The following is a 26,066-nucleotide window of genomic DNA, read 5'->3' on the forward strand; positions in this document are numbered from 1 at the left end:
TACTCACCGCAGTGGTTCCGGTCACGTACAACCGAGCGGCTGGGGCTTTGGAGGTACTCACCGCAGTGGTTCCGGTCACGTACAACCGAGCGGCTGGGGCTTTGGAGGTGTTCGCCGCCGATCCCTCAGTAATTATCTATAAATAGTCAACTGAAACTGTCAAAATACCTACCGCGCTAGCACCGAGGCACACCCGATCTCGATCACCGATGAAACTCGCCCCGTATCCGGTTTAAATCCCCTCTCCGACCGCTTTTCACCCATACCGCGGCCACCCGTCGTATGCCCGAACGACTCCGCGTGTTCGCCGGCGACTGTCGAGTGACCGAGCGCGGCGACCGCTCCCGGACCCACCGGGGGCGCGTCGTCGTCCTGATCAAGCCCGACGACACCACCCTCGTCCACGACGCCGACGGCTACCAGCCGGTCGCGTGGCTCACCCGCCCCGACTCAGTCGTCGTCGAGCGCGACGGCGACGGCTTCTCCGTCACCGCCCGCGACGGTGCTCGGCGCCTCCGGGTCGTCGCAGAGGAGGCGACCGCCGCCCGCGCGCTACCGATCACGGAGGCCGGGATCCCGGTCGGCACCTGTCCCGAAGACGGCGGGCCGCTCGTGCGCTCGCGCGGCGACGTGGTCTGTCTCGACTGCGAGGACCGGTGCGGGCTCCCCGCCGGCGCGAGCGTCACCGACGGGATCTGTGACGACTGCGGCCTGCCAAAGATTCGGATCGAGCGCGGCGAGCCGTTCCATCTCTGTCTCGACCCCGCGTGCGACCCGATGGAGGACGCTGTCAGCGACCGGTTCAACCGCGTCTGGGGCTGCCCGGACTGCGACGGCGAACTCCTCGTGAAATCGGCCCCCGGTCGCGTCTATCTCGGGTGCGAGAACCACCCCGACTGCGAGACGACGTTCTCGGTCCCGTCCGGCGTCGTCGTCGACGAGTGCGACTGCGGGCTCCCGGTATTCGAGACGGCGACCGGTCGCGACTGCCTCGACGGGACCTGCGAGCACGCGGGCCACGCCACGGGCGAGACGACGTCAAAGAACGAGTAAGTCCGCCTACTCCGCGAGCTGCTCGCGTCCCGGCGCGATGAGTCGGTCGAGGTACTCCGCGAGCGCCCCCTTCGCGTCGGCGGGATGGAGTTCGCCGGTCTCCAGGTCGGCCTCCAGCGTCTCGTAGCTCTCGTACTTCAGGTCTCCCCCGTACTCCTCAGGACGCTCGACGCGGACCGTCTCGAACCGCGGGAAGACGTGGTACTCGAACACCTGCAGGACGGGGTTCTCGCGCTCAACGCCGTCGTCGGTCGGCTCGGGGTCGGCGGTCGGCGGGCAGTACGCGTCGTTCACCTTCGACTCGATGTCCTCGCGGGAGTCCTCCATCGAGATGGTGACGCCCGTACTGGAGGACATCTTCCCGCGTCCGGTGCCGAGGTCGGCGATGAGCGGCGTGTGGAGGCTCGTCGGCGGCTCGCGGTCGATGCTCGGGAGCACGTCGCGCGCGAGCATATGGACCTTGCGCTGCTCCATCCCGCCGATCGCCAGGTCGACGCCGAGGTACGGGATGTCGAGCGCCTGCATCAGCGGGTACACCGCCTGCGACACCCTCACCGAGTCGCCGGAGGTTATCTCGGCCATCGCGCGCTCGGCCCGCGCGAGCGTCGTCTCCAGTTCGAGGGCGTGGAGGTCGAGCGTGTAGTCGTCGTCGAGCTGGAAGTCGGAGCCGAGCACGAACTGCGTGTTCGACTCGTCGAGCCCGTACGCGATGAACTGGTCGCGCATGCGCTCGGCGGTGTGGCGGATCTCCTCGAACGACCCCTTGTCGTTGAGGTAGGCGTGCACGTCGGCGAGCAGCACCGTCACCTCGAACCCGGCCTCCTGGAGGTCGATGAGCTTGTTCGCGGTGAGCATGTGCCCGATGTGGAGCACTCCCGAGGGCTCGTAGCCGACGTACGCCCGCTTCCCGTCGGGGTCGTCGGCCAGCGCCTCGATCTCCTCCTCGGTGACCACCTCGGCCGCGTTCCGGGTGATCCGCTCGTAGGCGTCCATACTCTCGACTGTGCGGTTGTCGGACATATGACTTCTGGAAGCGTGCGGACGGGTGGCGAGGGGAGCGGGCGCCTCTGCGGCGCGTCCGCGGGCCCGGTCGCCGCTCTCACTCCTCGGTCTCGGGGAGCGTCCGCCCCGCCCGATGCTCCGAGATGATCCGGTCGAGGTGCTCCTGTTTCTCGGCCTTCCGTCGGCGCTCTGCGCGCGTCTCCCAGTCGTCGATCGCGGCCTCCAGCTCCGTCTCGCCCGCGACCGCCAGCTCGTCGACCTCGCGGACGGGGACCGCGTCGGCCGGAACGACCGGCACGTCGTGGTCGAACAGGACCTGATCGGCGACGTCCGAGAGGTTGCCGTCGCGGATCACGGCGCGCGGCTCCGTCTCGGCCAGCCGTTCGGCGGTCCGGCGACCGGCCCCGGAGGCGTCCCGGAGGTAGACGACGTCGCCGGCGACGAGCCCGTACGCCTCGTCGGCGGCCTCCAGCGCGTCGAGCGTGAACTGCTCGACCGTCTTCACGCTGACTAGCCCCTGATCCGCGGCGACGTCGTCGAAGTTTGAGTGGTCGAGCCGCCACAGCTCCTTCAGCGTCTCCACTTTTCCCTTCAGCTCCGCGACGGTCTCGCGCGCCTCGTCGCGCTCGCGCTCCAGCCGGTCGGTCTCGCGTTCGAGCCGGGAGACGGCGCGCCGGGAGCGCGCCTCGATGCGCTCCTCGCGCTTCGCCTCCTCCAGTTCGCCCTCCAGCTCCTCGATCCGCTCGTCGCGCTCGGCGAGGTCCGCTTCCAGCGACTCCGTGTGCGACTCCAGGCGCTCGACGCGATCGCGGAGCCGCCGGATCGTCTCCTCCTCCTCGGTGCGCTCGGGCTCGGTCGGGTCCGTCTCGTCCGCGTCGTCCTCGCCGTTCCCGCCGCCACCGCCGTCGTCCTCGCTGAGGTCATCGACGACGGCTTCGACCGACGACCCGCCCGCGACGACGCCCGCGATCACCGCCTCGCGGTCGAGCCGTGGCGGGGTCTTCGCCGCGACCCGTTCGAACTGGTCCTCGTGGTCGTCGTAGGCGTACAGCGCCGCCGCCAGCGCGTCGCGCTCGTGGTCGTTGTCGTAGCCCGCCTCGCGGGTCCGGTGGAGCTTCTCGTCGACCGGCAGGTCCGTCGTCGGGCGCCACCCGGCGGCGTCGAACGAGCGCCGGAACTTCTCGACGGTCTCGGGCATCGGCTCCACGTCGGCGGCGACGATGATCGGCCGTCCCTGCTCGATGATCCACTCGGTCACGTCGGCGGTGTCGGCGGTCCGAGAGGAGTAGAGCGCGTGGACCGTGCCGTCGAGTCCGACCACGGCCGCCGCGGTCGTCGTCCCCGGGTCGATCCCGACGATCACCCGGTCGCGCCGCTGCACGAGCGGCTCGTACTCGATCCCGTCGCGGCGCTCGCGCTCGACCTCCACGCGCACGTCGCCGGCCCGCGAGTTCGACACCGGGATCTCCTCGGGCCGCGCCGCGACCGTGAACGTCGCGTTCGCGTAGCCGCCGTACTTCTCGGTCACGTCGCGCTCGAAGTCGAGGTTCGCCTCCTTCAGCTCCGACTGGACCTGTCGCGTCCGCTTCCGGACGTTCCCGTGGATCCGGCGCGTGTACCGGTCCTGGCTCCAGCCGCCCTTCCCGGTCGAGCGCCCGCGAGACACCTTCACGGTCGTCTCGTCGGTGAAGGCGGTCACCTCGTGGCCGACGTTGGCCGCGGCCAGCCGGGCCGACGCCTCCGCCTCCTTCATCGGCTTCTTCCCGTACGGGATCCCGTGGCGGGAGGCGACCCGCGAGAGCGGCTCCGGCCGCTCGGCGCCGGTCACCTGCACGAGCCGGGTCCCGTCCGGCAGCGACCGGAGGAACCCCACCAGCTCGTTTTTGTCCGCCGCCAGCTCGTAGGCGTTGTCGGTGGCGACGTAGAGGGGTTCGCGGTCGTCGATCAGCCGGCAGAGCTTCCGGAACGACACCACGTCGCGGGTCACCCGCGCCATCGGACCGTCGGCGTCGGGCGCGTCCGGGTCGTCCTCGTCGACGGGGTCCAAGATGACGAGGGCGTAGGAGGGGTCGTCCCCGCGGACGTCGCCGCTGTGTACGTCGACGCCGAACACCGGCCGGTCGCGGGCGCGGATGGTCCGGGTTGTCACGGGTTCACGTAGGCCGTTCGCGCCTATATACCCCACGCCGGGTGCGGCGGTTCCGGCGTGGAGCCCGGATCGATTTTAGCCAGCTACGACCGAGAGCGACGAGGTACAGGGAACACACGGCCGGCGCGTGCCTCCGAGGCCGCGTCGCGGCCGAGGTGCACGCGCGAGGTCGCCGGCGCTACGCGCCGGCTGCCAGAGGGACCGGAGGTCCCTCGCTGGAGTCGGGCGGCCGGAGCGAAGCGGAGGCCGGCCGGCGAGGCTGGGGAGGCGTGAGGCTGCGGTGCGGCGCGGTACGGGGTGGGACTCAAATGGGCAGTCGCGATTCCCGCGAGCGGAGCGAGCGGGAAGACGAGAGACGAAGTCTCTCGGAAGGGCGACTTAGGCGACGAAAGCAGCGTGGCGCTACGCGCCACGGGCAGCCGGCGGCTTCGCCGCCGGCGACACCGCAAGGAGCGAGCGGCGCGAGCGACTGAGGAGCGCAGCGAGCGTAAGTCGTCCTCGCGGCTGGGGCTTTGGTGGTGTTCGCCGACGATCCAGTTTCAGCCACGTACCACCGAGCGGCTGGGGCCTTGGCGGTGTTCACCGGCGATCCGCATTCGACCACGTACGGCCGAGCGACCGGGGATTCGAAAATTGTCCCTACAGCATCGACACCCGCGTATAAGTATCCGACTCAGTACAGATCGTCGAGCCCCGCTTCCACGTGCGAGTGCTCGTCGGCCGGGAACTCGCCGCTCGTCACCGCCTCCTCGTACGCCTCCACCGCGTCGAGCATCTCGCTCCGCACGTCGCCGAACCGCCGGGAGAACGGCGGCGACCACTCGCCCAGCCCCACTACGTCGTTGATCACGAGCACCTGCCCGTCGCAGTCGGGGCCCGCGCCGATACCGATCGTCGGGATCTCCAGGGCCTCCGTGACGGCGCCCGCGAGATTTGCCGGGACGTGCTCCAAGACGAGCGCGAACGCGCCGGCGTCGGCGTGCGCCCCCGCGAGGTCGATTATCTCCTCGGCGGCGTCCTGGTCGGTCCCCTGCCGCGTGTACCCGCCGAGCCGGTTGACGTGCTGGGGGGTCAAGCCGAGGTGCGCCATCACCGGGATCCCGACGTCGGTCATCCGCCGCGTCGCCTCGACGGTGTGCGGGCCGCTCTCGATCTTCACCGCGTCGGCGCTCGCCTCCTTCAGCAGTCGGCCGGCGTTGCGCACGGACTCCGCCGGCTCGACGCCGAACGAGAGGAACGGCATGTCGGCGACGACGAGGGCGTCCTCGGTCGCGCGGGCGACCGCCCCGGTCCGGCTCGCGACCTCGTCGAGCGTCACGGGGAGCGTGGAGTCGTAGCCGAGGGCGGTGTTCCCCATACTGTCACCGACGAGGATCACGTCGATCCCGGCCTCGTCGACGACCGCCGCGGTTGGGGCGTCGTACGCGGTCAGCATCGTGATCGGCGCCTCGCGGTCCCGGAGTCCCCGCGTCGTGGTCATACCGGAACACGCCCCCGCGACCGGTTAAAATCGCCGGGATTCGGCGGCCGACCTCGCTTCACCCCGTTTCCGCCCGCTGCGCCCGCCGCGCGACCGCCACCGATTTGCCCCTCGGCGCCCGAGACGAGTGCGTGCAACCTGTCGAACGGGCCGAGTTCGAGGGGATCGACTACGGCTGGGTGATGCAGACGACGTTCGTGCTCACCATCGTCGTCGGCGCCCCGGTCGTCGCGGTCCTGTCCGCGTTCGTCACCCTCGACTCGTGGGGGGCTCGCGCCGCCTTCGCGGTCCGCGTCGGCGCGCCGATCTGGTTCGTCACCGCCGTCGCCGTCGCGCTCTACGCGCGCCGTACCGACGCTGGGGACGGCGGGGTCGAGACGAGCGAAGACGGTACAGACGGCGACGACGACGGGAACGAGACCGCCGAGGGAGACGGCGCTACCGGAGACCGCGCTCGGCAGTAGACCGGATCAGAAGACCAGATCAGATCAGATTAGATCAGGTCCGCCGCCCACACGAACGCGACCCCGGCGCGCTCCGCCGCCTCCGCGTCGCGTCGCGAGTCGCCGACGAAGAGGGCGTCCTCGGGCGTCGCACCGAGCCGATCGACCGCCGCCAGCAGCGACTCCGGCTCCGGCTTGTGCGACCCGACGGTGTCGCGGCCGACGATCGCGTCCGGATCGAGCGCGTCGCCGAGCCCGTGCGTCTCCACGGCGATCCGGCACGCCTCCTCGCAGTTGAGCGAGCAGACGCCGGCCGGCGGCGTGCTCAGTCCGTCGTCGCCCGCCCCCTCGACCAACCGCTCTCCGAGCGGGAGCAGCGTCGAGTCGCGCGCGCCGGTCCGCTCGTGGAGCGCGATAGCCTCCTCGACCTCGTCGCCGATCCCGTACTCGCCGGCCGCCTCCATGAGGTCCCACAACTCGTCGGTCGGCGGTTTGACCGCGTGTTCGGCGTACACGTCGAGGACCGACTTCGCGACCGCGCCCCAATCGACCGCGAGTTCGACGAGGGTCCCGTCGAGGTCGTACACCACGGCGTCGTAGCCCGCGAGGCCGGACGGTCCGCCGTCGCTCGCGACTCGCTCCTCGCCCGTCGCTCTCTCGTCACCCGTCGTTCGCCCGTCGCCCGTCATTCGCCCACCACCCCTCGCGCGATGATCGTCTTCTGGATCTCCGTGGTCCCCTCGTAGATCTCTGTGATCTTCGCGTCGCGGTAGAGGCGCTCCACGTCGAAGTCGGTCGTGTAGCCGTAGCCGCCGTGGATCTGGACCGCCTCGTTGGTCACCGACATCGCCGCCTCGCTGGCGCGGTACTTCGCCTTCGAGGCCGCGACGCGGTTGTCCTCGCCCGCCTCGGCCTGCCGACACGCCTCGCGGACGAGCAGGCGGGCGGCGGAGACGTCCGTCGCCATCTCGGCGAACTTGTGGCGGATCGCCTGGATCTCGGCGATCGGCTCGTCGAACTGCTCGCGCTCCGTCGCGTACGACGTCGCCTCGTCGAGCGCGGCCTGCGCGACGCCGACCGCCTGCGCCGCGATCCCGATCCGACCGCCGGTCAGGCTCCGGAACGCGGCCGAGAGCCCCGCTCCCTCCTCGGTGAGCCGATTCTCCGCGGGAATCCGGCAGTCGTCGAGGCTGATCCCGGTCGTGTCCGAGGCCCGGAGCCCGAGCTTCTCCTCCTTCTTGCCGACCTCGAACCCCTCCGTATCGGCCGGGACGAGGAACTGGGTGATCGACCCGCGGTCGTCGCTGTCGTCCGCCGCCACGTCGCTCTCAGCCGTCTCCCCCGCGTCGGGGCGGACGGCCTTCGCGAAGACGATCGCCACGCCGCCCCGCTTTCCGTTCGTGATCCACTGTTTCTCGCCGTTCAGGACGTACTCGTCGGTCTCGGGGTCGTACTCCGCGGTCGTCGACATCTCCGCCGGGTTCGACCCCGCGTGCGGCTCGGAGAGGCAGAACATCCCGACCGGCCGCCCCTCGGCCGTCATCTCCGGGAGCCAGCGCTCCCGCTGCGCCCCGCTGCCGAACTCCGCGATACAGGAAGTCGCGAGGCAGTGGACGGAGAGCGCGGTCGCGACCGCGAGGTGGCCGTACGCCAGCTCCTCGTTGACGATCGCGTAGGTCGTCTCGTCGGCGTCGAAGCCGCCGTGCGCCTCTGGCACCGTCAGCCCGGTCAGCCCGAGCTCGGCGAGCCCGTCCCAGGCGTCCTCCGGGAACGTCTCGGTCTCGTCGGCCTCGCCGGCCCCGGGCCGGAGCTCCTCGACCGCGAACTCCCGGACGAGCTCCCGGATCGCCTCCTGCTCGTCGGTGAGCGACGAGCCGACGCGTGCGCCAGTCATGGCTCTGCGTTCGACCGCACGCGGAAAAAAGGTGAGCGATCGGGGGTGGGGGTCGCTCACTCCCAGAGCGGGTACAGCTCGTCTCGGGGCGCCTCCCCGATCCGCTCGCCGTCAAGGAGGACGGCGCCCGCCTCGGGGGGCTCTCCGTCCTTGCCGTCTCCCGGCGCTCGCACCTCGCCGATCTCGCCGACGACGATCCCGGCGGCGTCCAGCGCGTCGGTCGCCTCGCTGACACGCTCGGGGGGCACCGCCGCCAGCAGCGCGCCGGATCCGAACGTCGCCAGCGGGTCGACGCCGAGGGCGTCGCAGCAGGCCTCCGTTTCGGGTCGAACCGGGACGCGGTCGCGCTCGACCGCGAGGACCGCCTCGCTCGCGCTCGCGGTCTCGACGAGTGCGGTGAGCAGGCCGCCCTCGGTCGGGTCGTGCATCGCGGTCGCGGCGTCGCGGACGGCGGCCGCGTCGGGGACGACGCTCACCTCGTCGAGGAACCCGGCGGCCGCGTCGAGCGTCGCGGCCGACACGCCCGCCTCGGCGCACCGCTCGCGGAAGTCGGTCGCGAGGATCGCGGTCGCCTCGATCCCGGCGCCCTTCGTGAGGAGGAGCCGGTCGCCCGGCGCGGCGCCGCCGCTCGACACGAAGCGGTCCGTGGTCCCGAGCGCGGTCATCGAGCAGAGCGGGCGCTCCAGCGACGGCAGTACCTCCGTGTGGCCGCCGACGATCGCGACCCCCAGCTCGCGGGCGGTCGCGTCCACCTGTTCCGTAACCGTCCGCCGCCGCGCCGGGTCGCCGTCGGGCAGGAAGAGCGTGTGCGTGAGCCAGCGCGGGTCCGCGCCGCTCGCGGCCACGTCGTTGCAGGCGACGTGGACCGCCAGCTCGCCCACGGCGTCGGCCGCCAGCGAGAGGGGGTCGGCGGCGACGACGAGCGTCGACGCCGTCCCGGTCAGGTCGATCGCGGCCGCGTCCTCGCCGTAGGCGGGGCCCGCCTCGACCGCGGCGTCGTCGGCGCCGGTCGCCGCGAGTACCTCGGCGAGCGCCTCGGGCCCGAGCTTGCCGGTCATCGGTCGCGCAGCCACGCGGCGACGTCCTCGGGGTCGGCGTCGAGCCCGCCGCCCTGCGCGAACGTCGGCCCGCCGCCCCCGCCGCCGCCGAACTCGTCGGTGACCGCGTCCACGACCGCGCCGGCGTCGGGGCCCTCACCGCCCGCAGCGTCCCCGCCGGCGGCCCCCTCCGCGACCGCCACGACCACGAACGGCGCGCCGCCCGCGCCGACCGCCGCGACCGCGTCGGGGGCGTCGCCGGTCGTCCCCTCGCCGTCTGCGGCCCCCCCGGCCGCGTCGCCGCCGAGAAGCGACTCCGCCGGCTCGCGCAGGTCGTTCGGGTCGGCGCCGTCGACGGTCCCCACGGCCCACGTCGCCCCGTCGAGCTCGACCGTCGGGAACTCGCCGAGCCGAGCGGTCAGCAGGTCTGCGCGGGCCTCCCTGAGCTCGCCCTCCAGCCGGTCGACCTCGCCGCGGAGGCGGTCGACGGCGTCGGGGAGGTCGCCGACCCGCGCGTCGAGGCCCGTCGCGGCGTCGAGCGCGGCCGCGTGGACCGCGGCGTCGTGGTCGATCGCGGTCGGCCCGACCGCGAACTCGACGCGAGTCACTCCCTCGCCGGGGTTCGACCGGTCGAGCACCGATATCGGCCCGATCTCGCTCGTGTTCCGGACGTGGGTCCCGCCGCACGCGGCCACGTCCCACGCCGGGGCCGCGTCGGACTCCCGGTCCGCACCGCCCGCGTCGCCCCCGCCGATCGTCACGACGCGGACCGCCTCGCTCCCGCTCATCGCGCCCTCCTCGGTCTTGGTGTTGAACGCGATCCCCTCGATCGCGCGGGCCGACTCCTCCGGCAGCGCCTCCCACGAGACCGGCAGCGAGTCCCACACGGCCCGGTTCGCGAGCCGCTCCAGCTCGACGAGGTCGGCGTCGTCGAGGGGCTCCGCCGTCGTCAGGTCGACGCGGACCTTCTCCGCCGAGATGTCGAAGCCGGCGTAGCCCAGCTCCTCGCAGGTGCGGCGCGCGGCGCCGTACAGCACGTGCGAGGCGGTGTGCGCCCGGGCGCAGTACGTCCGGAACGCGTCGTCGACGACCGCCGAGACCGTCTCGCCGACCGCGACCGATTCCGTGGGTTCCTCGCTCAGCACGTGGACGACTCGCCCGTCGCGCTCGGTCACGTCGTCGAGGAGGACGCCGTCTATCGTCCCCCGGTCCGCCGGCTGGCCGCCGGACTCGGCGTAGAAGAACGTCTCGTTCAGGACGACCTCGCGGCCGTCGACCGACTCCACCGTCGCCTCGAACTCCCTGACCTCGGGCTCCGCCGGCGCGCGTGACGCAGTCATTGCCGGCCCGTGGTGGCGGTCGGGTAAATAGGTGTTCGCCCGTCCAAATACTGATTACCGTGACGGCTCCATCCTCACGGAACGCATGCCCGAGAAACCGATCGCCGACTGGAACCTCTCCGAGCGGGACGCGATCATCCTACAGGAGCTCGCGCGGGACCCCCAGCTCACCTCCCGCGGACTCCGCGACCTCCTCGCCGAGGAGCACGACATCGACGTCTCGCACGTCACGGTCAACGAGTCGATCCGCCGAATGCGCGACGACGGGGTGTTCCGCGAGGCGCTGGTCCCCAACGAGGAGCACCTCTTCTTCTCGCTGTTCGAGTTCCAGTTCAACCCCGAGGGGTTCGACGAGCACTGGCGCGACGCGCTCGAACACGTCCGGTCGAGCCGTCACACGTTCATGTACTTCCTCTCCGACGGCGACTACCAGTGGAAGACGATCATGATGTTCGAGGACCGCGAGCAGGAGTCGAAGTGGATCCACGAGTTCTACAAGGAGTACGGCGAGCTGGTCAACAACCTCCGGAACTCCGTCGTGACGAACGTCCTCAAGTTCGGGACCGACCCCGAGCTGTTCGAGGTGTTCCAGGAGGACGGCGACGACGAGTGACGCCGGGGCGACGGGCGGCGACCGGTGAGTGAGACCGACTCAGTCGAACTCGCCGAACCGGGTGACCGACTCCAGCTCCTCGGTCGGCGGGTCCTCGAAGGCGTCCCGCGCGATCGATCGGCGGTGGACCTCGTCGGCGCCGTCGACGAGCCGGAACTGCCGGACGTTCTCGTGGAAGCGCGCGATCGGCAGGTCGTACGCGATCCCGTTGCCGCCGCAGAACTGGAGCGCGTCGTCGATCGCCTCCTGGGCGACGTTCGCCGCGAACGTCTTCGCCATCGCCACCTCGATCCGCGCCTCGTGGCCGTCGGCGATCCGCCCGGCGGCGTGTCTGACCATCGTGCGGGCGGCGTGGAGCTCGGTGCGGCGGTCGGCGATCCGGAACCGCGGTCCCTGCTTCTCCGAGAGCTTCTCGCCGAACCCCTCCCGCTCGGAGAGGTAGGCGGTCGCGATGTCGAGCGCGCGGTCGGCCATCCCGGCGTACCGCATGCAGTGCGTGAGCCGGGCCGGCCCGAGCCGCCGCTGGACCAGCGTGAACCCCTCGTTCTCCTCGCCGAGCGTGTTCTCGACCGGGACCCGAACGTTATCGAACCGGATCTCGGCGTGGGTCGTCCCGACCAGCCCCTCGCCGAGGTGCGGGATGTTCCGGACGACCTCGACGCCGTCGGCGTCGGCGGGCACGAGGATGACCGAGCAGCCGGCGTACGGGTGCGCCTCCTGGTCGGTGCGGGCGAAGACCAGCAGCAGCTCCGCCTCGACGCCGCCGGTCGTCCACCACTTGTGGCCGTCGATCACCCACTCGTCGCCGTCCTTCTCGGCGGTCGTCGCGAGCATCTTCGGGTCCGACCCCCCGCCCTGCATCGGCTCGGTCATCGCGAACCCCGAGTCGATCTCGCCGGTCGCCAGCGGGCGGAGCCAGCGCTCCTTCTGGTCGTCCGTGGCCGCGATCTCCAGCGTGTGCATGTTGCCCTCGTCGGGCGCCGCACAGCGGAGCGCGGTCGGTCCGAGCAGGCTGCGGCCCGCCTCCTCGAACACCGGCAGCATCTCGCGGAAGCCGAGCCCGAGCCCCCCGTACTCCTCGTCGACCTGCGGGGCGTAGACCCCGGCGTCGCGCGCGGCGCCGCGCAGCGCCTCGACCTCCGCCGGCGGGATCGGCCCCCGCCCGAGCCACTCGCGCTCGACCGGCAACACCGTCTCGTCGACGAACTCCCTGACGGCCGCGGCGATCTCCGGCCCGCGGCCGACGTCGTCGTACTCCATGGTCTCGCTTGTTTAGCAATGTAAATAGTAGTTCCGGCAACGCGCGCCCAAAAGGCTATAAATCCCGAGCCTAACCGCTCTTGTATCCCAAATCGATTTACAATGTTAGTCAAATACGCCGAATACGGCGAACTTCGTTCGGAGCGGGCGCGGCCGGAGGCGACCCGGTCATGACGGACGCCGACTACCTCGACCGGCTGGTCGACGACGACGCGCTCGGGGCGTACCTGACCGCCGAGTTCGGGCCGGCGGACGCGTTCTCGGTCGAGCGGCACGCCGAGGGGCACTCCAACGAGACGTTGTTCGTCACGTGGGGCGACCGCGAGCTGGTGGTCCGGCGACCGCCCCCCGGCGAGACGGCTGACACGGCCCACGACGTGCTCCGAGAGCACCGCGTCGTCGACGCGCTCGGCGACACCGCGGTCCCGGTCCCGCGGACGCTGCGCGCCTGCGACGACCACGCGGTCCTCGGCAGCGACTTCTACCTCATGGAGCGCGCCGAGGGCGACGTGCTCAGGGAGACGGAGCCGGAGCGCTTCGCTGACCCCGCCGCCCGCGAGCGGATCGGGACCGAGCTCGTCGACACCCTCGCGGCGATCCACGCGGTCGACTACGAGGCGGTCGGCCTCGGCGAGTTCGGCCGCCCCGCGGGGTACACTGCCCGACAGGTCGAGCGCTGGACCGACCAGCTCGACTGGGCGTTCGAGACGACGACGGCGGTCAGGGAGGTACCCGACCTCGTCGCCGTCGGCGAGTGGCTCGCCGACAACGTCCCCGACGACCACGCCGAGACGCTCGTCCACGGCGACTTCAAGCTCGACAACGTGATGTACGGCTCCGGGACGCCGCCGGAAGTCGTCGCCATCTTCGACTGGGAGCTGTCGACACTCGGGGACCCGCTCGCCGACCTCGGCTGGCTGCTCCTGTTCTGGCACGACGACGGGGACCCGAAGCCGCCGATGCCCGACCTGATGTCGACGTTCACGGCGCGCGACGGCTACCCGACCCGCGCGGAGCTGATCGAGCGCTACGAGACCGCGACGGGCCGCGAGTTCGCTCACGAGCGGTTCTACCGAGCGCTCGCGGCCTACAAGATGGCCGCGCTCGGCGAGATGTTCCTCGCGCGGCACCTGAACGACGACAGCGACGACCCGCTGTACCCGAAGATGGAGACGCAGGTGCCCGCGCTCGCGGCGCGGACGCTCGCCTACGTCGAGGGCGAGACGGAGCGGCTGTAGGCCCTCTGCGGGGCCGTCGACGGTGACGACTCAGCGCGCCGTCCAGCCCCCGTCCGCCGCGAGCGTCTCGCCGGTGACGAAGCTCGCGGCGTCGCTGGCGAGGAAGGCGACCGGGCCCGCGACCTCGGTCGGATCGGCGAACCGATCGAGGGGCGTCCGGTCGAGGATCGACTCCCGGAGCCGCTCGTTCTCCCGGAGCGTCTCCGTGAGCTCCGTCGCGACGTACCCCGGCGCGACCGCGTTCACCCGCACCTCGGGCGCCCAGTCCAGCGCCGCGCTCTTCGTGAGCCCGACGAGCCCGTGCTTCGAGGCGACGTACGGGTGCTGTCTCGGCAGGCCGACCTCGCCCGCCACGCTGGCGACGTTGACGACGCTCCCGCCCGCTTCCGTCAGGTGCGGGCCCGCGGCGCGGAGGGTCCGGAACGCGCCCCGCAGGTTCACGTCGAGCACGTCGTCGACGGCGTTCGACTCCACCTCGGCGGGGTCGCCGAGCGCGTCGCCGGGGTTGAAGCCGGCGTTGTTGACGAGGACGTCGAGCGAGCCGAACGCGTCGACGGTCTCCTCGACCAGCGCGTCCACGTCGTCGTCGTCGGTCACGTCGGCGGTGATCCCCCGCGCCTCGACGCCGAGGTCACGGGCCTCGGCGGCGACCGCCTCAACCTCCGCCGCGGTCCGCGCCGAGGGGACGACCGTCGCCCCCGCGGCGGCCAACCCGAGCGCGATCGCCTTCCCGATCCCGCGGCCGCCGCCGGTGACGACGGCGACCTTCCCGGAGAGGTCCGGGAGGGCGTCGTCCGGCGTCAGGGGGGTATCGTCGCTCATTCCTCGCCCCCCGCGCCTGGCGCGTACGGGAGGTCCGGGTCGTCGACGGTCTCCCGGAGCGTCTTCTTGTCGAACTTCCCGGTCGCGGTCTTCGGGATCTCCTCGCGGAACCGCACGTCGTCCGGGAGCCACCACCGCGGGAACTCGTCGGCGAGGAACGCCCGGATCCCCTCCACGTCGAGTTCGCGCCCCGCCTTCGGCACGACGAACGCCAGCGGGCGCTCCTGCCAGCGCTCGTGTGCGGCCGCGATCACGACCGCCTCGGCGACGTCGTCGTGGGCCATCAGGGCGTTCTCCAGCTCGATGCTGGAGATCCACTCGCCGCCCGACTTGATCACGTCCTTGACGCGGTCGACGACCTCGACGTAGCCGTCCTCGTCGACGGTGGCGATGTCGCCGGTCCGGAGCCACCGCGCCCCGCCGTCGTCGGCCTCGGCGAAGTCGGCCTCGTTGGCCTCCGGGCGGTTGTAATACTCGCCGACGACGGTGGGCCCCCGGACGAGCAGCTCGCCGAACGCCTCGCCGTCCCAGGCGACGGGGTCGCCGTCGTCGTCGACGACCCGCATCTCCAAGCCGGGCGAGAGCAGCCCCTGTTTCGCCCGCTTATCGAGCTCCGCCTCGCGGTCGGCGCCGGCCATCGCCGACGTCGGCCGGGAGACCGACCCGATGCTCATCGTCTCTGTCATCCCCCACGCGTGTTCGATCGTCACGTCGTGTTCGTCCTCGTACCGACGCATCACCTCGCGGGGCGCCGCGCTCCCGCCGACGACGATGCGCTCCAGCGACGAGAGGTCGCCGCCGTGCTCGTCGAGGTGGTCGAGCACGTCGATCCAGACGGTGGGGACGCCCGCGGTGAGCGTCACGCCCTCGGTCTCGATCAGCTCGACGAGGTCCGCCGGGTCCGGCGACGGTCCCGGGTACACCTGCTTCGCGCCGGCCATCGTCACGGCGTACGGGAACTCCCAGGAGTTCACGTGGAACATGGGGACGACGGGCATCACCACGTCGTCCTCGGCGATGTCGAGCGCGGCGGGCGTCATCACCATCATCGCGTGGGCGTAGATCATCTTGTGCGTGTACTCGACGCCCTTCGGCTTCCCCGTCGTCCCGGAGGTGTAACACATCCCGGCCGGGTCGTCCTCCGAGAGCGGCGGCCACGACTCCACCGGGTCGGCGTCGGCGATCAGCTCCTCGAACGCCGACAGCGGCATCTCCGACTCCGTCTCCGGGACCGAGTCGCCCATCACGACGACCTCGCGGACGCCGTCGATATCGTCCCACAGCCGGTCGAGCGTCGCGACGGCGTCCTCGTCGGCGATCAGCACGTCGTCCGCGGCGTCGTTGATGATGTACTCGACGTGATCGTCCTGTAAGAGGAGGTTCACCGTGTGCAGCTGCGCGCCCGAGAGCGGGACCGCGTAGTACGCCTCGAAGTGGCGGTGGGTGTTCCAGCCGAGCGTCCCGACGCGGTCGCCGGGCTCGACGCCGAGGTCCGCGAGCGCGCCCGCGAGCCGCCGGACGCGCTCGCCGAAGTCGGCGTACGTGTACCGGTCGACCCCCTCGCGGGTGCGCGAGACGACCTCCGTCTCCGGGAAGAGCCGCGTCGCCCGCCAGAAGAACGGGCGGAGGGTGAGCTCCTCAGGCATCCGCGCTCCCCACGGAGAGGTACGTCTCGAGGAGGTCGTCGCGGTCGCGGATCTCCTCGACGGTGCCGTCGAAGACGATCTGGCCGGTGTCCATGATGTATCCCCGCTCGGCGAGGTCGAACGCGAAGTCGACGTTCTGCTCGGTCAGCAGGACGGTGACGTTCTCGTCGACGACCGTCTGGACGATCTCCCGCAGGTCGTCGACGATGACCGGCGCGAGCCCCTCGGTCGGCTCGTCGAGCAGCAGCACGTCGGGCGCTTGGACGAGCGCACGGGCGACCGACACCATCTGCTGTTCGCCGCCGCTGAGGTTCCGGCCCCTGTTCCCCCGGAGGGAGTCGAGCGCGGGGAACAGCTCGTACATCTCCTCGACCGGCCGCGGGTCGCTCGCGAGGTTGCGCGCGAGCCGGAGGTTCTCCTGGACCGTCAGGGTGGGGAACACCCGGCGGTCCTCAGGCACGAGCGAGATTCCGAGCGCGTTGATCTCGTCGGGCGACTTCCCGGCGATCTCCTCGCCGCGGAACGTGATCGACCCGGACCGCGGCGGCGACGCGCCGACGACGGACCGCATCGTCGTCGTCTTCCCCGCCCCGTTCCGCCCGAGCAGGGTCACGACCTCGCCCTCGTCGATCGAGAGCGAGACCCCGTGGAGGACGTGGCTGTTCCCGTAGTACGTGTCGATGTCGTCGACGTCGAGTATCGTCATACGCTATCACTCCCCAGGTACGCCTCCGTCACCCGCTCGTCCGTGAGCACGTCCTCCGGCGTCCCGTCGGCCAGGATCGCCCCTTCGGCGAGGACGACGATCCGGTCGGAGATGTCGGTGACGACGTCCATGTTGTGCTCGGTCACGACGAACGTGGCGTCCAGGTCCGCGTCGAGCTCGCGGATCAGCGAGACGATCTCGGTGACCTCCGTCGGGTTCATCCCCGCGGTCGGCTCGTCCATCAGGAACACGTTCGGCTCGATGGCGAGCGCCAAGGCGATCTCGACGGTCCGCTTCTCGCCGTGGCTCAGCGTGTCGCACGACGTGTCCGCGATGTGAGTGAGCCCCGTCAGCTCTAACAGCTCCTCGATGTCGGCCTCGACCGCCTCGTCGCCGGTCGCCCGCGACCGGAAGTCGAGGCGCGTCTTCTCGTGGCTGATCCGGGCGACCCGGACGTTCTCGCGGACCGTGAGCCCCTCGAAGATATTCGTGATCTGGTAGGATCGCGAGAGCCCGGCCTGCGCGACCTCGTGGGGCTCGGCGTCGGTGACGTCGCGGAGGCCGTCGCCGCCCGCCGCGTCGTCGCCGCTCCGCAGCCAGATCGAGCCCGCGGTGGGCTGGAGCACGCCCGTCAGCAGATTGTAGAACGTGGTCTTCCCGGCCCCGTTCGGGCCGATGATGCTGGTGATCGCGCCGTCGTCGATCTCGATCGACACGTCGTCGACGGCGGTCAGTTCGCCGAACTGCTTGCGGAGGTCTTCGGTCTTGAGAACGGTCGTCACGAGTCGTCACCTCGGTGGGGCCGCGAGTCGTCGCCCGGTGCGCCTGCGGTCGGTCCGCCGTCGGTGGTTTCGTCGTCGGCTGCGCGACCGCCGTCGATGGTTGCGTCGTCGGCTGCGCGACCGCCGTCGATGGTTGCGTCGTCGGCTGCGCGACCACCGTCGGTCGCGGCGCTGTCACCGCTGTCGGCCGCCTCGGAGCCGCCGCCGGAGTCGCCGCCCCCGGCGTCCCCGTCCCCGAGCAGCCGGTCGCGCAGCAGCAGGAGCCCGCCGACGGCCCCCTGCTTGAAGAACAGCACGACGGCGATGAGCAGCGCGCCGAAGAACAGCTCCCAGTACGCCTCGAGCGTCGGGAAGCGGCTGATCGCCCAGCGGATGTACAGGAAGACGAACGCGCCCACGATCGGTCCGGAGAAGTAGGTCGCGCCGCCGATCACGGTGGCGATGACCGCGATCGCACTCGTCGACCAGTGCGTCAGTCCCGGGGACGCGACGCTCGCGAGCCCCGCGCGCAACACGCCGGCGATCCCGACGACCACCGCCGAGACGATGAACGTCATCCAGCGGTGGTGCCGCACGTCGATCCCGAGCGCGGACGCCCGGTCGGGGCTCTCGCGGATCGCCTTACAGACGGTGCCGAACGGGGAGTTGACGACGCGCCACACCCCGTACGTCGTCGCGAGCACGGTGACGACCGTGAGCGCGTAGTACACCTGTCGACCGCCGAGCCGGACGCTCGCGGCGCCCAGGTCGACGCTCCCGAGCAGGACGATGACCCCGTCGGTCCCGTTCGTCAGCCCCGCCGGGTCCTGGATGATCAGCGAGTAGCCGAGCATCCCGAACGCGAGCGTGATCAGCGCGAAGTAGATCTCTTCGAGCCGGACGCTGAGCCACCCGACGGGCACCGCCACGGCGACGACGAGCGTCAGTCCGACGACGCCGCCGACGACGAACGTCGCGAGCGGGGCGATCCCGGCGCCGACGACGTCGGCGACGACCGGGCTCAGGTCCCGCAACACGATCGCGAGCCCGTAGGCGCCGCCCGCGTAGAACATTCCGTGTCCGAACGACAACAGCCCAGTGTAGCCGTACAGCAGGTTGAACCCGAGCGCGAACAGCGCGACGACGAGGAAGTCGGTGAACAGGTAGACCTGGAACGTCGGCCCGAACGCCAACAGGACCAGGCCGATCGCGGCGAGCAGGCCGAACCGCTCGGGAGTCCAGCCGTCGGCGACGGCCGCGCCGAACGCGCGGACCCGGCCGCCGGTGTCGGTCGCGCTCATTCGCCGATCCCCCCGAACAGCCCTTCCGGACGGAACAGCAACACGATCACCATCGCGAGGAAGGGGATCGCGATGCTGCCGGCGCTGATGAACTGCGGGCCGAGGCTCTGCATCATGCCGATGAGCATCGCGCCGACGAACGCCCCGCTCATGGAGCCGAGCCCGCCGATGACGACGACGATGAACGCGTCGATGATCACCTGGTCGCCGAGCGCCGGGCTGGTCGACTGGAGGGGCGCGGAGAGCGCGCCGCCCAGTCCGGCGAGCACGCTCCCGAGGAAGAAGACGCCGGTGTACAGCCGCGGCACGTCGACGCCGAGCATCGACGCCATCTCGCGGTCCGAGGAGGTGCCCCTGACCAGCGAGCCGAAGTACGTCCGCGTGATGAACAGCCAGAGGCTCACCAACACCGCGACCGCCAGGCCGATGACGACCAGCCGGTAGGCGTTGAAGGTGCTGCCGCCGAGCGACACGGAGAAGTTGAACACGTCAGGGGGGTCGATCGAGTACGACCCCGACCCCCAGACGAACCGGACGGTCTCGTGGATCACGAGCACGAACCCGAACGTGACGATGAGCTGGTCGAGGTCCGCGTCGACCCGGTCGTAGAGCCGCCGGATCGCCGCGAACTCGATCACGGCGCCGACGACGCCGACCGCGAGGGCGCCGGCGACGGCGGCGAGCCAGAAGTTGTCGACGACGCTCGTCACGACGGCGAGCGTGACGTACGCGCCGAGCATGTAGAACCCGCCGTGCGCGAAGTTGAGGACGCCGAGCACGCCGAAGATGAGGCTCAGCCCGACGGCGATCAGGAATAGTCGACTGCCGAGGCTCAGCCCGATGACGACGTCGGCGATCCCGATCAGCGGAACGAGAGATGGTAGACTCATGGAGGCGGCGGCGGGTTAGATGCCCGTCGGCAGGTCGGAGTCGCCGAGCGCCTCCGACAGCACGTCGGGGCCCGCGTCGTACCGGTCAACGGGGTCGAGCACGTTGCTCTCCCACTCCTCGTCGTACGTGACGGTGCCCCAGACGGACGCGACCGTCGCCTGGTTCGTCTCGCTGAGCTCGTAGTCGCCGACCGGGCCCGAGTGCTCCATCCCGGTGAACTCCTCGACGAGCGCGTCGGCCTCCGTGCTCCCGGCCGACTCGATGGCCTGCTTATACAGGTGGAGGGCGCGGTAGGCGCCCTCGGCGTTGTACGTCGGCAGCGACTCGTACTCCTCGTAGTACGCCTCGCGGAACGAGTTGTTCGTCTCTGTGTCGGGCACGAACGGGTCGTACCGCGTGGAGGCGTACTCGCCCTCCGGGAGCGGGCTCCCCTCGCTCGGGTAGTCCGTGCCCATGCCGACGCTGAACAGCGTGTGGTCGATCTGGTCGAACCAGCCCGCGTCCTCGGCCTGCCCGATGAACGTGGTGAGGTCGGCGCCCCACAGCGGGGTGAGCACGGCGTCGGGGTCCGCGTCGAGGATGGAACTGATGAAGGGCGTGTAGTCGCTCGTCGCCAGCGCCGGGAACTGCTCGGCCGTGAACTCGGCCTCCACGCCGAGCCCGTCGCAGTACGCCTGGAAGTAGTCCCACGTCTCGTACCCGAACGCGTAGTCGGGGCCGATGGTGGCCCACTCGGTGGCGTCGAGCTCCTCGGCGGTCCGCGCGGCGCCGTAGATGTCCTGCGCGAGGCTGTTGGAGTCGCGGAACACGTACTCGTTTCCGACCGAGTCCTCGTGCTCGCCCTCCGGCGAGGTGACGAACGGCGTCGCCGCGTGGGTGATCATGAACGGCATCTGGAGCTGCGCCACCTGCGGCGCCACGGCCTGCGCGACCCCGCTTGAGTCGAGCCCGAACAGCCCGTCGACGTCGTCCTCCTGGACGAGGCTCCGGATCTGCTGGATCGCGGTGTCCGCGCTCGCCTCCGTGTCGCGGACGATCACCTCCACGTCCCGCCCGTCGATGCCGCCGTTGTCGTTGATCTCCGACTGGGCGAACTCGATCCCCCGCTCCGCCTCCTCGCCGTACAGCGAGGCGAACCCGGAGAGGATGTACGTGGCCCCGAGCGTCACCGGACCGCTGTCGCCGCCCCCGCCCGAGCAGCCGGCCAGCGCGACGGTCGCGCCGGCGCCGGCGGCCTGCAGGAACCGCCGCCGATCGACCGACGATCGGGTTTCCGAATTCGTCTCGACATCCCCGGTTCGGTTACTCTTGTTTCCGACATCCGAATCTGAACTTACCATTGTTAACGATTATCCGTGTGTGTCCGCTCCACATAAATATGTAGGTCAGAGACGTCCGCTCTCGGCGTCGGGTCGCGGGAGCGGTCGAGCGACAATGGACGTCACGCGACGGAGCCGCGTCATCAGAGAACTCACGCGACGGAGCCGTGTCACCGGAACGTCTGCGCGCTCGGCCGCGGCTCTCGAACGAGTTAAAAAACGGAAAACGGCGGCGACTCCCCCACGGGTAGTTGGCTTCGGCGCCTCGGTCAGACGGTTCCGACGCCTCAGTCCGACAGCTCGAACGCGACCTCGACCTCCGCCTGGTACTCGCGGTCGGCCGCGCCCTGCAGTTCCACGCCGAACTCCTCGACCTCCGCCCAGTAGACGTTTTCGAGGGTGTCCTCGGCGCGGTCGATCGCGTCGTCGGCGGCGGCGTCGAAGCTCTCCTCGCTCGTCCCGATCAGCGTGATCTTCTTGAACACCATGTCACGCGTTGGTTAGACGCACGGGTGTATAAAACGGGGCGGTGAGGGCGCCGTCAGGGGCTGCCGGGCGCGCCTTCCATCACCGCGAAGTCCTCGCCGTCGGCGTCGATACCGATGACCGCCCAGTCGTACGGGGGCTTCTTCGAGACGAGGCGGTCGCGGAGGTCGCCGGCCCGGTCGCGCCACGTGACGAAACAGCGGAGCCGCGGAGTCTCGCCGCCGTCCGTCAGATACGGGTCCAGATCGTCGTCGTCCATGCAAAGCACCGTCACGAGCACGCGTCGCCACTTCCGCTCCGCGACGAACTCCTGTCCGCCCTCGGAGACGGTGTAGCCGAGTTCACGGAAGACGTCTCTGGCCTCGGTCGTCGGTGGGATGCTCGCAGTGGCCATCTATCTCGTCGTTCGCCGTCGTCCGTGATAAACCTTCTCACGATTTCTCGACGGCGGTTACTCGTGCGCTGCGTCCCACTCGTCGGGCTTTCGGATGTTTCCGCACTCCGTGCACTGGATCCGGCCCATCGTGTCCATGGCGGTGTCGAACGACTCGCAGTTCCCGCAGCGGAACCCCCATCGGTCCGACCCCTCGGCGTCCGCGAAGACGACGTAGAACGGCCCCTCGGCGCCCCGTTCGGCCATCGTCCGATCGGTGTACACCCGCTCGCCGTCGGTCGTCGTCGACCCGTCGAGACTCATACCCGCCACTACCGGTCGGAACCGCTTAAAAACGTGCGTCACGGCGACGCGGGAGGAGAGGAGCGGCGCCGGAGCGCGCTCGGAGCGGCCGGCGCGTCGACTCAGGTCCGGAACGACTCGCCGCAGCCGCACTCGGAGACGACGTTCGGGTTCTCGACCTCGAAGCCGGCCGCCTGCAGGCCGTGCTCGTAGTCGAGCCTGCTCCCGCCGATGTAGTTCCGGCTCGCGGGGTCGACGAACACGCGGAGCCCGTGGTGTTCGACGACGAGGTCGTCGTCCTCCGGCTCCGTGTCGAACCGCATCCCGTACGAGAGGCCCGCGCAGCCGCCCTGCTGGACGAACAGCCGGAGCCCGGCCTTTTCCGTGTCGAGGTCTTCTCCCTCCAGCAGGGAGAGCGCTTCCTCCGCGGCGTCGGGAGTCACCTCGATCGCCGGGTCGCTCGACGCGTCGACCGTTTCGGTGCTCATACGAACCAGTTCCGCTCGCACGGTAAAAACCCTGCCGGCGGAACCTCGCCCCTCGTTGCCGCTGACGGTTACGCTCGCCGGCCGCGCCGCTCGCCTCCGATCCCCGCCGACCGGTGTCCCGGCCCGAGCGCCCGTCCGCGGTACGTTTGTATGAGTCGGACGCCTATCGACCCCGTGAGCGTCCCGTCAGAGGCGGCGTTCGCCCGGCGGTACCGGTCGCTCTCGGCCGCCGAGCGCCGCGAGTTCGTCGCCGCGCTGTGGACCGCGCGCGGCTGGGAGCGCGCCCGCCGGGCGGACGCGTCGAACGTCGTCGCCGTCCGACGCGACGGCCGGGAGCGGCGCGTCGCGGTCGGGACGCCCGTCCCGGACGACGCTGACACGGTCGTCGGTGACGGGTCGAACCCGCCGCTCTCCGCCTCGCCGCGTCGGCGGGCCGAGGCGGTCGGCGCGACGTACCTCTCCCCGGCAGACCTCCGCGAGCGACTCCTCTACGGGATCGACCGCGACGCTGCGGACCGCCTGTTCCGCGAGCGGTTCGGCGTCTCCCTCGCGACCGCCGCGGCGACCGACGGTCGGGGCCGAGAGGGCGTCCGGCGCCGCCTCTCGCGGGTCCGACGGGCGGCGGCGACCGACGGGCGAGGCGCGCTCCTCGCCGTCGCCGTCGCCGCGCTGTCGGTGGCGGCCGTCGCGGTCCTCGTCGCCGGCGGAACGCCCGCGCTCGCCGGCGTCCCCGGATTCGGCCCCGCCCCCGGCGGCGCGGGCCCGGCTGCCCCTTCCCCGCCGGCGGACGGGGAGTACGCGGCCGCCGCGAGCGCCATCGGGACCGCCGAGTCCGCGGAGCGCGGCGCGGCGGCGCTCGACGGCGCGGCCTCCCTCGGGCTCGACGAGGAGGCGCTCACGGGGACGGTCGGGTCGACCGCCAGGACGCCGCCCGGCGTTTTCCTGACCGGGGTGTACGACCCGGACGCGCTCGCCGACGCCCACGTCGCCACCGCGGCGAACCTCTCGTCCGCGTCCGTCCTCCTCGTCGCCTCGGGCCCGGCGAACGCCACCGACGTCGACGCGGCGACCGGCGGTCGCGTGGGGATCGCCGGCGACGGCGGCGTCGAGATGGCGGTCGCGTCGGCGCGCCGGTACCGGCTCGCCGGCTCCGCGAACGCGTCGATCGTGAACGCGACCCGTGACGGGGTCGTCGAGGTGTTCGCCGACGGCGACGCCGTCTACGAGCGGGCTGCCGGGCCGGCTGGCGTGGAGACCCGCCGCGTCGCCCCCTCGGCGGCGCCGAACGCGACGAGGCTCGCCGCGACGGTCGCCGAGGAGCCGATCCGACGGTTCCTGAACGGGAGCGACTCGACGGTCCGCGCGGCCGCCACCGAGATCCCGCTGTACCGGATCGAGGTGCGCGGCGAGCCGCGCGCGCTCGGCGACGAGGTCGACGACTTCCGGTCGGTCGCGTTCGTCACCGCCGACGGGCTGGTGCTCGAACTGTCGGCGACGTACGTCCACGAGCCCACCGGGGAGCGGGTCCGAGTCGCGTTCCGGTACGACCGCCTCGGCGACACCGCCGCGGTCCCGCCGGCGTGGTACCCGGAGGTCGCGTCCGAGGGGGACGACGGACCGGCGTGACCGCCGTTCCGCCCCTCCGAGTCCCGCGCTCACCGCGCCTGCAGACCTCGATCACCGCGATCGGTCGCCGGTCCCGTCCGCTCCCGGGCGCACCGCTCCATCGGACGAGCCCGCATCGACGAGCCCGATCAGCTCGTGGAGACTCCCGATCTCTGCCGCGGGTTCCACGCCGAGGTCGAGCGCGGCGTTGTGCTCGCGCCTGAGGAACACCCCGTCGAGCCCGGCGCGCTCGGCGGCGATCACGTCGGTCGCGCGGTCGCCGACGTAGAGCCCGCCCCGGGCGCCGAGCGCGTCGAGGGCCTCGTCGAGGTAGTGCGGGTCCGGCTTGCGGCGGCGGAACCCCTCGGGGCCGAGGTCCCGGCCCCGGACGAACGAGAAGGCGTCGAGCCGGAAGTGGTCGACGACGAACTCGACGGTCGGGTGGTAGTTGTTGCTCACGAGCCCGACCGGGACGCGCTCGGCGACCGTGTCGATCGCGTCGACGTCGGGACAGAGGCGTCTCGTCCCGGCCGCCAGCCGCTCGATCGAGCGCTTGGCGCTCCGCTCCTCGCGGGCGCGGAACAGCGCCGCCGGGTCGACGCCGAGCGCCGCGCAGGCGTCGCGGAACCCGTCGTCGTACGAGTCCGATTCGAGCGCGCGCCGGGAATCGCCGGTCACCTCCAGCCCGCGTTCGTCGAGGACATCGCCGAGTGCGCGGGCGTGAACCGCCGAATCGGTCCCCCAGCCGTCGAGGACCACGCCGTCCATGTCGAAGAGGACGACGCGGTCCGCCGCGTCGCCGCCCGCGGTCGCCCGCCGGCGCGTCGAGTCGGCGGCTGTCGTCATCGCACCAGCCGGCGCGTGTACGCCGACAGCCCCTCGCTCACGAGGACGACCCCGAGGATGACGATCAGGATCATCGCCACCGACTGCCAGGCGAACGCGTTCACCGCGCGGAACAGCTGGACGCCGATGCCCCCGGCGCCGACGAACCCGAGGATCGTCGAGTCGCGGACGTTGATGTCCCAGCGGTAGACGCTGAGCCCGACCAAGGCGGGCTTCACCTGCGGGAGGATCCCGTACAGCAGCACCTGCGCGGAGGAGGCGCCCGCCGCGCGCACGGCCTCCACCTGTCCGAAGTCGATCTCCTCGATCTCCTCACCGAGGAGCTTCCCGAGGAAGCCGACCGACCGGAAGGCGATCGCGACCGCGCCGGCGAGCGGGCCGCTCCCGAAGACGACGACGAAGATCAGCGCCCAGATGATCGTGTTCACCGACCGGCTCACCGTCACGATCAGCTTCCCGAGCCAGTAGGTCGCCGCGTTCGGCGTGGTGTTCTCGGCCGCGAGCAGCGCGACCGGGACCGCGAGCACCAAGGCCCCGGCGGTGCCCAGCGCGGCGATGTGGAGCGTCTCGATCAGCGGCCCGACGATCTCCGGGACGTACGCCACGTCCGGCGGGTACATCCGGGTGAGCAGGTCGTTGATCTCGCGGGGGACCGTCTCGACGTTCGCGATCCCCATGTCGAGGTAGCGCCACGACGCGAGGAACACGACCAGCGCGCCGAGCACGCCGAGGAACCGGCCGAGCTTGCGCCGGCGGTCGAAGCGCTTCCAAACGCGGGCGGCGTCGACCTCGGACATCACTGGTACCTCCGTCTGACGACCGCGCTGACCCCCTCCGCGACCAGGACGACCGCGATGATCGCGACGAGGATGGCGCTGACGTACTGGTAGGAGTAGCGGTTGAACGCGGTGAGGAGCACCGAGCCGATCCCGCCGGCGCCGACGATCCCGACGACGGTCGAGGTCCGGATGTTGATGTCCCAGCGGTAGACGCTGAGCCCCGCGAACCGC

At 71.2% G+C, this 26,066-nt stretch carries 26 protein-coding genes and 1 pseudogene; 5 read left to right on the plus strand and 22 right to left on the minus strand.

The annotated features are described in order from the left end of the window. Positions 1 to 282 precede the first annotated feature (282 nt). Positions 283 to 1,053 (plus strand): topoisomerase DNA-binding C4 zinc finger domain-containing protein, encoded by a 771-nt coding sequence (locus SD626R_RS13185; protein ID WP_176697328.1) that lies wholly within the window; start codon positions 283 to 285, stop codon positions 1,051 to 1,053. Between the two features lie 6 nt (positions 1,054 to 1,059). Here the strand turns inward: SD626R_RS13185 and SD626R_RS13190 are convergent, their stop codons facing one another. From SD626R_RS13190 to panB, 3 genes are all read right to left on the minus strand, one after another. After that, positions 1,060 to 2,046 carry a tyrosine--tRNA ligase gene (locus SD626R_RS13190; protein WP_092566802.1) on the minus strand — a complete coding sequence of 329 codons (987 nt, stop codon included), beginning with the start codon at positions 2,044 to 2,046 and terminating at the stop codon, positions 1,060 to 1,062. A 106-nt stretch (positions 2,047 to 2,152) separates the two neighbouring features. Beyond that, positions 2,153 to 4,204 (minus strand): DUF460 domain-containing protein, encoded by a 2,052-nt coding sequence (locus SD626R_RS13195; RefSeq protein ID WP_092566803.1) that lies wholly within the window; start codon positions 4,202 to 4,204, stop codon positions 2,153 to 2,155. 673 nt (positions 4,205 to 4,877) lie between these two features. Continuing rightward, on the minus strand, positions 4,878 to 5,684 hold the full coding sequence (gene panB / locus SD626R_RS13200) for a 3-methyl-2-oxobutanoate hydroxymethyltransferase (RefSeq protein WP_092566804.1): 807 nt from the start codon (positions 5,682 to 5,684) through the stop codon (positions 4,878 to 4,880). A gap of 131 nt (positions 5,685 to 5,815) precedes the next feature. Here panB and SD626R_RS13205 point away from each other — a divergent pair, with 131 nt between their 5' ends. Beyond that, positions 5,816 to 6,148: a DUF5822 domain-containing protein gene (locus SD626R_RS13205; protein ID WP_092566805.1), complete on the plus strand. Its 333-nt coding sequence runs from the start codon at positions 5,816 to 5,818 to the stop codon at positions 6,146 to 6,148. 29 nt (positions 6,149 to 6,177) lie between these two features. On the opposite strand, the gene SD626R_RS13210 is transcribed toward SD626R_RS13205, so the two are convergent. Genes SD626R_RS13210 through SD626R_RS13225 form a run of 4 tightly spaced genes read right to left on the minus strand, consistent with a single transcriptional unit; the run spans position 6,178 to position 10,398 of the window. Further along, entirely contained in the window at positions 6,178 to 6,816 is a 639-nt protein-coding gene (locus tag SD626R_RS13210) for an HAD family hydrolase (protein WP_092566806.1), read from the minus strand. After that, on the minus strand, positions 6,813 to 8,021 hold the full coding sequence (locus SD626R_RS13215) for an acyl-CoA dehydrogenase family protein (RefSeq protein WP_092566807.1): 1,209 nt from the start codon (positions 8,019 to 8,021) through the stop codon (positions 6,813 to 6,815). Before SD626R_RS13215 ends, SD626R_RS13210 begins: the two co-directional genes overlap by 4 nt. A gap of 56 nt (positions 8,022 to 8,077) precedes the next feature. After that, positions 8,078 to 9,079: an AIR synthase family protein gene (locus SD626R_RS13220; RefSeq protein ID WP_092566808.1), complete on the minus strand. Its 1,002-nt coding sequence runs from the start codon at positions 9,077 to 9,079 to the stop codon at positions 8,078 to 8,080. Further along, positions 9,076 to 10,398, minus strand: a complete 1,323-nt coding sequence (locus SD626R_RS13225) for an alanyl-tRNA editing protein (protein ID WP_092566809.1) — start codon at positions 10,396 to 10,398, stop codon at positions 9,076 to 9,078. The genes SD626R_RS13220 and SD626R_RS13225 overlap by 4 nt, the downstream gene beginning before the upstream one ends. Before the next feature lie 85 nt (positions 10,399 to 10,483). Between SD626R_RS13225 and SD626R_RS13230 the strand changes: the two genes are divergently transcribed. Further along, entirely contained in the window at positions 10,484 to 11,011 is a 528-nt protein-coding gene (locus SD626R_RS13230; protein ID WP_092566810.1) for a winged helix-turn-helix domain-containing protein, read from the plus strand. A 39-nt stretch (positions 11,012 to 11,050) separates the two neighbouring features. On the opposite strand, the gene SD626R_RS13235 is transcribed toward SD626R_RS13230, so the two are convergent. Continuing rightward, positions 11,051 to 12,271 (minus strand): acyl-CoA dehydrogenase family protein, encoded by a 1,221-nt coding sequence (locus SD626R_RS13235; protein ID WP_092566811.1) that lies wholly within the window; start codon positions 12,269 to 12,271, stop codon positions 11,051 to 11,053. Between the two features lie 170 nt (positions 12,272 to 12,441). Here SD626R_RS13235 and SD626R_RS13240 point away from each other — a divergent pair, with 170 nt between their 5' ends. Next, complete coding sequence (locus tag SD626R_RS13240) at positions 12,442 to 13,509, plus strand: phosphotransferase family protein (RefSeq protein ID WP_092566812.1); 1,068 nt, start codon at positions 12,442 to 12,444, stop codon at positions 13,507 to 13,509. A 30-nt stretch (positions 13,510 to 13,539) separates the two neighbouring features. On the opposite strand, the gene SD626R_RS13245 is transcribed toward SD626R_RS13240, so the two are convergent. The 11 genes from SD626R_RS13245 to SD626R_RS13295 all read right to left on the minus strand — a co-directional run bounded on the left by SD626R_RS13245 (position 13,540) and on the right by SD626R_RS13295 (position 22,605). Then, positions 13,540 to 14,331, minus strand: a complete 792-nt coding sequence (locus SD626R_RS13245; RefSeq protein ID WP_092566813.1) for an SDR family NAD(P)-dependent oxidoreductase — start codon at positions 14,329 to 14,331, stop codon at positions 13,540 to 13,542. Then, entirely contained in the window at positions 14,328 to 15,977 is a 1,650-nt protein-coding gene (locus SD626R_RS13250) for a long-chain fatty acid--CoA ligase (RefSeq protein ID WP_092566814.1), read from the minus strand. The genes SD626R_RS13245 and SD626R_RS13250 overlap by 4 nt, the downstream gene beginning before the upstream one ends. After that, positions 15,970 to 16,683, minus strand: coding sequence for an ABC transporter ATP-binding protein (locus tag SD626R_RS13255; RefSeq protein WP_092566815.1), 714 nt, complete (start codon positions 16,681 to 16,683; stop codon positions 15,970 to 15,972). Before SD626R_RS13255 ends, SD626R_RS13250 begins: the two co-directional genes overlap by 8 nt. Next, the gene (locus tag SD626R_RS13260) at positions 16,680 to 17,465 is read right to left on the minus strand and encodes an ABC transporter ATP-binding protein (RefSeq protein ID WP_092566816.1); all 786 of its coding nucleotides are present in this window, start codon (positions 17,463 to 17,465) and stop codon (positions 16,680 to 16,682) included. The genes SD626R_RS13255 and SD626R_RS13260 overlap by 4 nt, the downstream gene beginning before the upstream one ends. Then, positions 17,462 to 18,745 carry a branched-chain amino acid ABC transporter permease gene (locus tag SD626R_RS13265; protein ID WP_092566817.1) on the minus strand — a complete coding sequence of 428 codons (1,284 nt, stop codon included), beginning with the start codon at positions 18,743 to 18,745 and terminating at the stop codon, positions 17,462 to 17,464. Before SD626R_RS13265 ends, SD626R_RS13260 begins: the two co-directional genes overlap by 4 nt. Further along, the gene (locus SD626R_RS13270; RefSeq protein ID WP_092566818.1) at positions 18,742 to 19,635 is read right to left on the minus strand and encodes a branched-chain amino acid ABC transporter permease; all 894 of its coding nucleotides are present in this window, start codon (positions 19,633 to 19,635) and stop codon (positions 18,742 to 18,744) included. Before SD626R_RS13270 ends, SD626R_RS13265 begins: the two co-directional genes overlap by 4 nt. A 15-nt stretch (positions 19,636 to 19,650) precedes the next feature. Then, positions 19,651 to 20,976 (minus strand): ABC transporter substrate-binding protein, encoded by a 1,326-nt coding sequence (locus SD626R_RS13275; RefSeq protein ID WP_092566819.1) that lies wholly within the window; start codon positions 20,974 to 20,976, stop codon positions 19,651 to 19,653. 266 nt (positions 20,977 to 21,242) lie between these two features. Continuing rightward, entirely contained in the window at positions 21,243 to 21,443 is a 201-nt protein-coding gene (locus tag SD626R_RS13280) for a dodecin (RefSeq protein ID WP_092566820.1), read from the minus strand. A gap of 53 nt (positions 21,444 to 21,496) precedes the next feature. Continuing rightward, positions 21,497 to 21,835 carry a DUF7116 family protein gene (locus tag SD626R_RS13285; RefSeq protein ID WP_092566821.1) on the minus strand — a complete coding sequence of 113 codons (339 nt, stop codon included), beginning with the start codon at positions 21,833 to 21,835 and terminating at the stop codon, positions 21,497 to 21,499. Between the two features lie 57 nt (positions 21,836 to 21,892). Next, on the minus strand, positions 21,893 to 22,138 hold the full coding sequence (locus SD626R_RS13290; protein ID WP_092566822.1) for a DUF5816 domain-containing protein: 246 nt from the start codon (positions 22,136 to 22,138) through the stop codon (positions 21,893 to 21,895). Between the two features lie 101 nt (positions 22,139 to 22,239). Continuing rightward, positions 22,240 to 22,605: a HesB/IscA family protein gene (locus SD626R_RS13295; protein ID WP_092566823.1), complete on the minus strand. Its 366-nt coding sequence runs from the start codon at positions 22,603 to 22,605 to the stop codon at positions 22,240 to 22,242. A 174-nt stretch (positions 22,606 to 22,779) separates the two neighbouring features. On the opposite strand from SD626R_RS13295, the gene SD626R_RS16920 reads away from it, so the two are divergent. Next, positions 22,780 to 24,231, plus strand: coding sequence for a hypothetical protein (locus tag SD626R_RS16920; RefSeq protein ID WP_092566824.1), 1,452 nt, complete (start codon positions 22,780 to 22,782; stop codon positions 24,229 to 24,231). Between the two features lie 51 nt (positions 24,232 to 24,282). Here the strand turns inward: SD626R_RS16920 and SD626R_RS13305 are convergent, their stop codons facing one another. The 3 genes and pseudogenes from SD626R_RS13305 to SD626R_RS13315 form a co-directional block, all read right to left on the minus strand. After that, positions 24,283 to 25,056, minus strand: coding sequence for an HAD family hydrolase (locus SD626R_RS13305; protein WP_092566825.1), 774 nt, complete (start codon positions 25,054 to 25,056; stop codon positions 24,283 to 24,285). Then, the gene (phnE, locus tag SD626R_RS13310; RefSeq protein WP_092566826.1) at positions 25,053 to 25,853 is read right to left on the minus strand and encodes a phosphonate ABC transporter, permease protein PhnE; all 801 of its coding nucleotides are present in this window, start codon (positions 25,851 to 25,853) and stop codon (positions 25,053 to 25,055) included. Before phnE ends, SD626R_RS13305 begins: the two co-directional genes overlap by 4 nt. Continuing rightward, positions 25,853 to 26,066: pseudogene (locus tag SD626R_RS13315) on the minus strand (phosphonate ABC transporter, permease protein PhnE); the annotation flags it as partial. The pseudogene SD626R_RS13315 and the gene phnE, both read right to left, overlap by 1 nt.

It is taken from the genome of Halorubrum sp. SD626R, from assembly GCF_001261915.1.
Lineage (GTDB): Archaea > Halobacteriota > Halobacteria > Halobacteriales > Haloferacaceae > Halorubrum.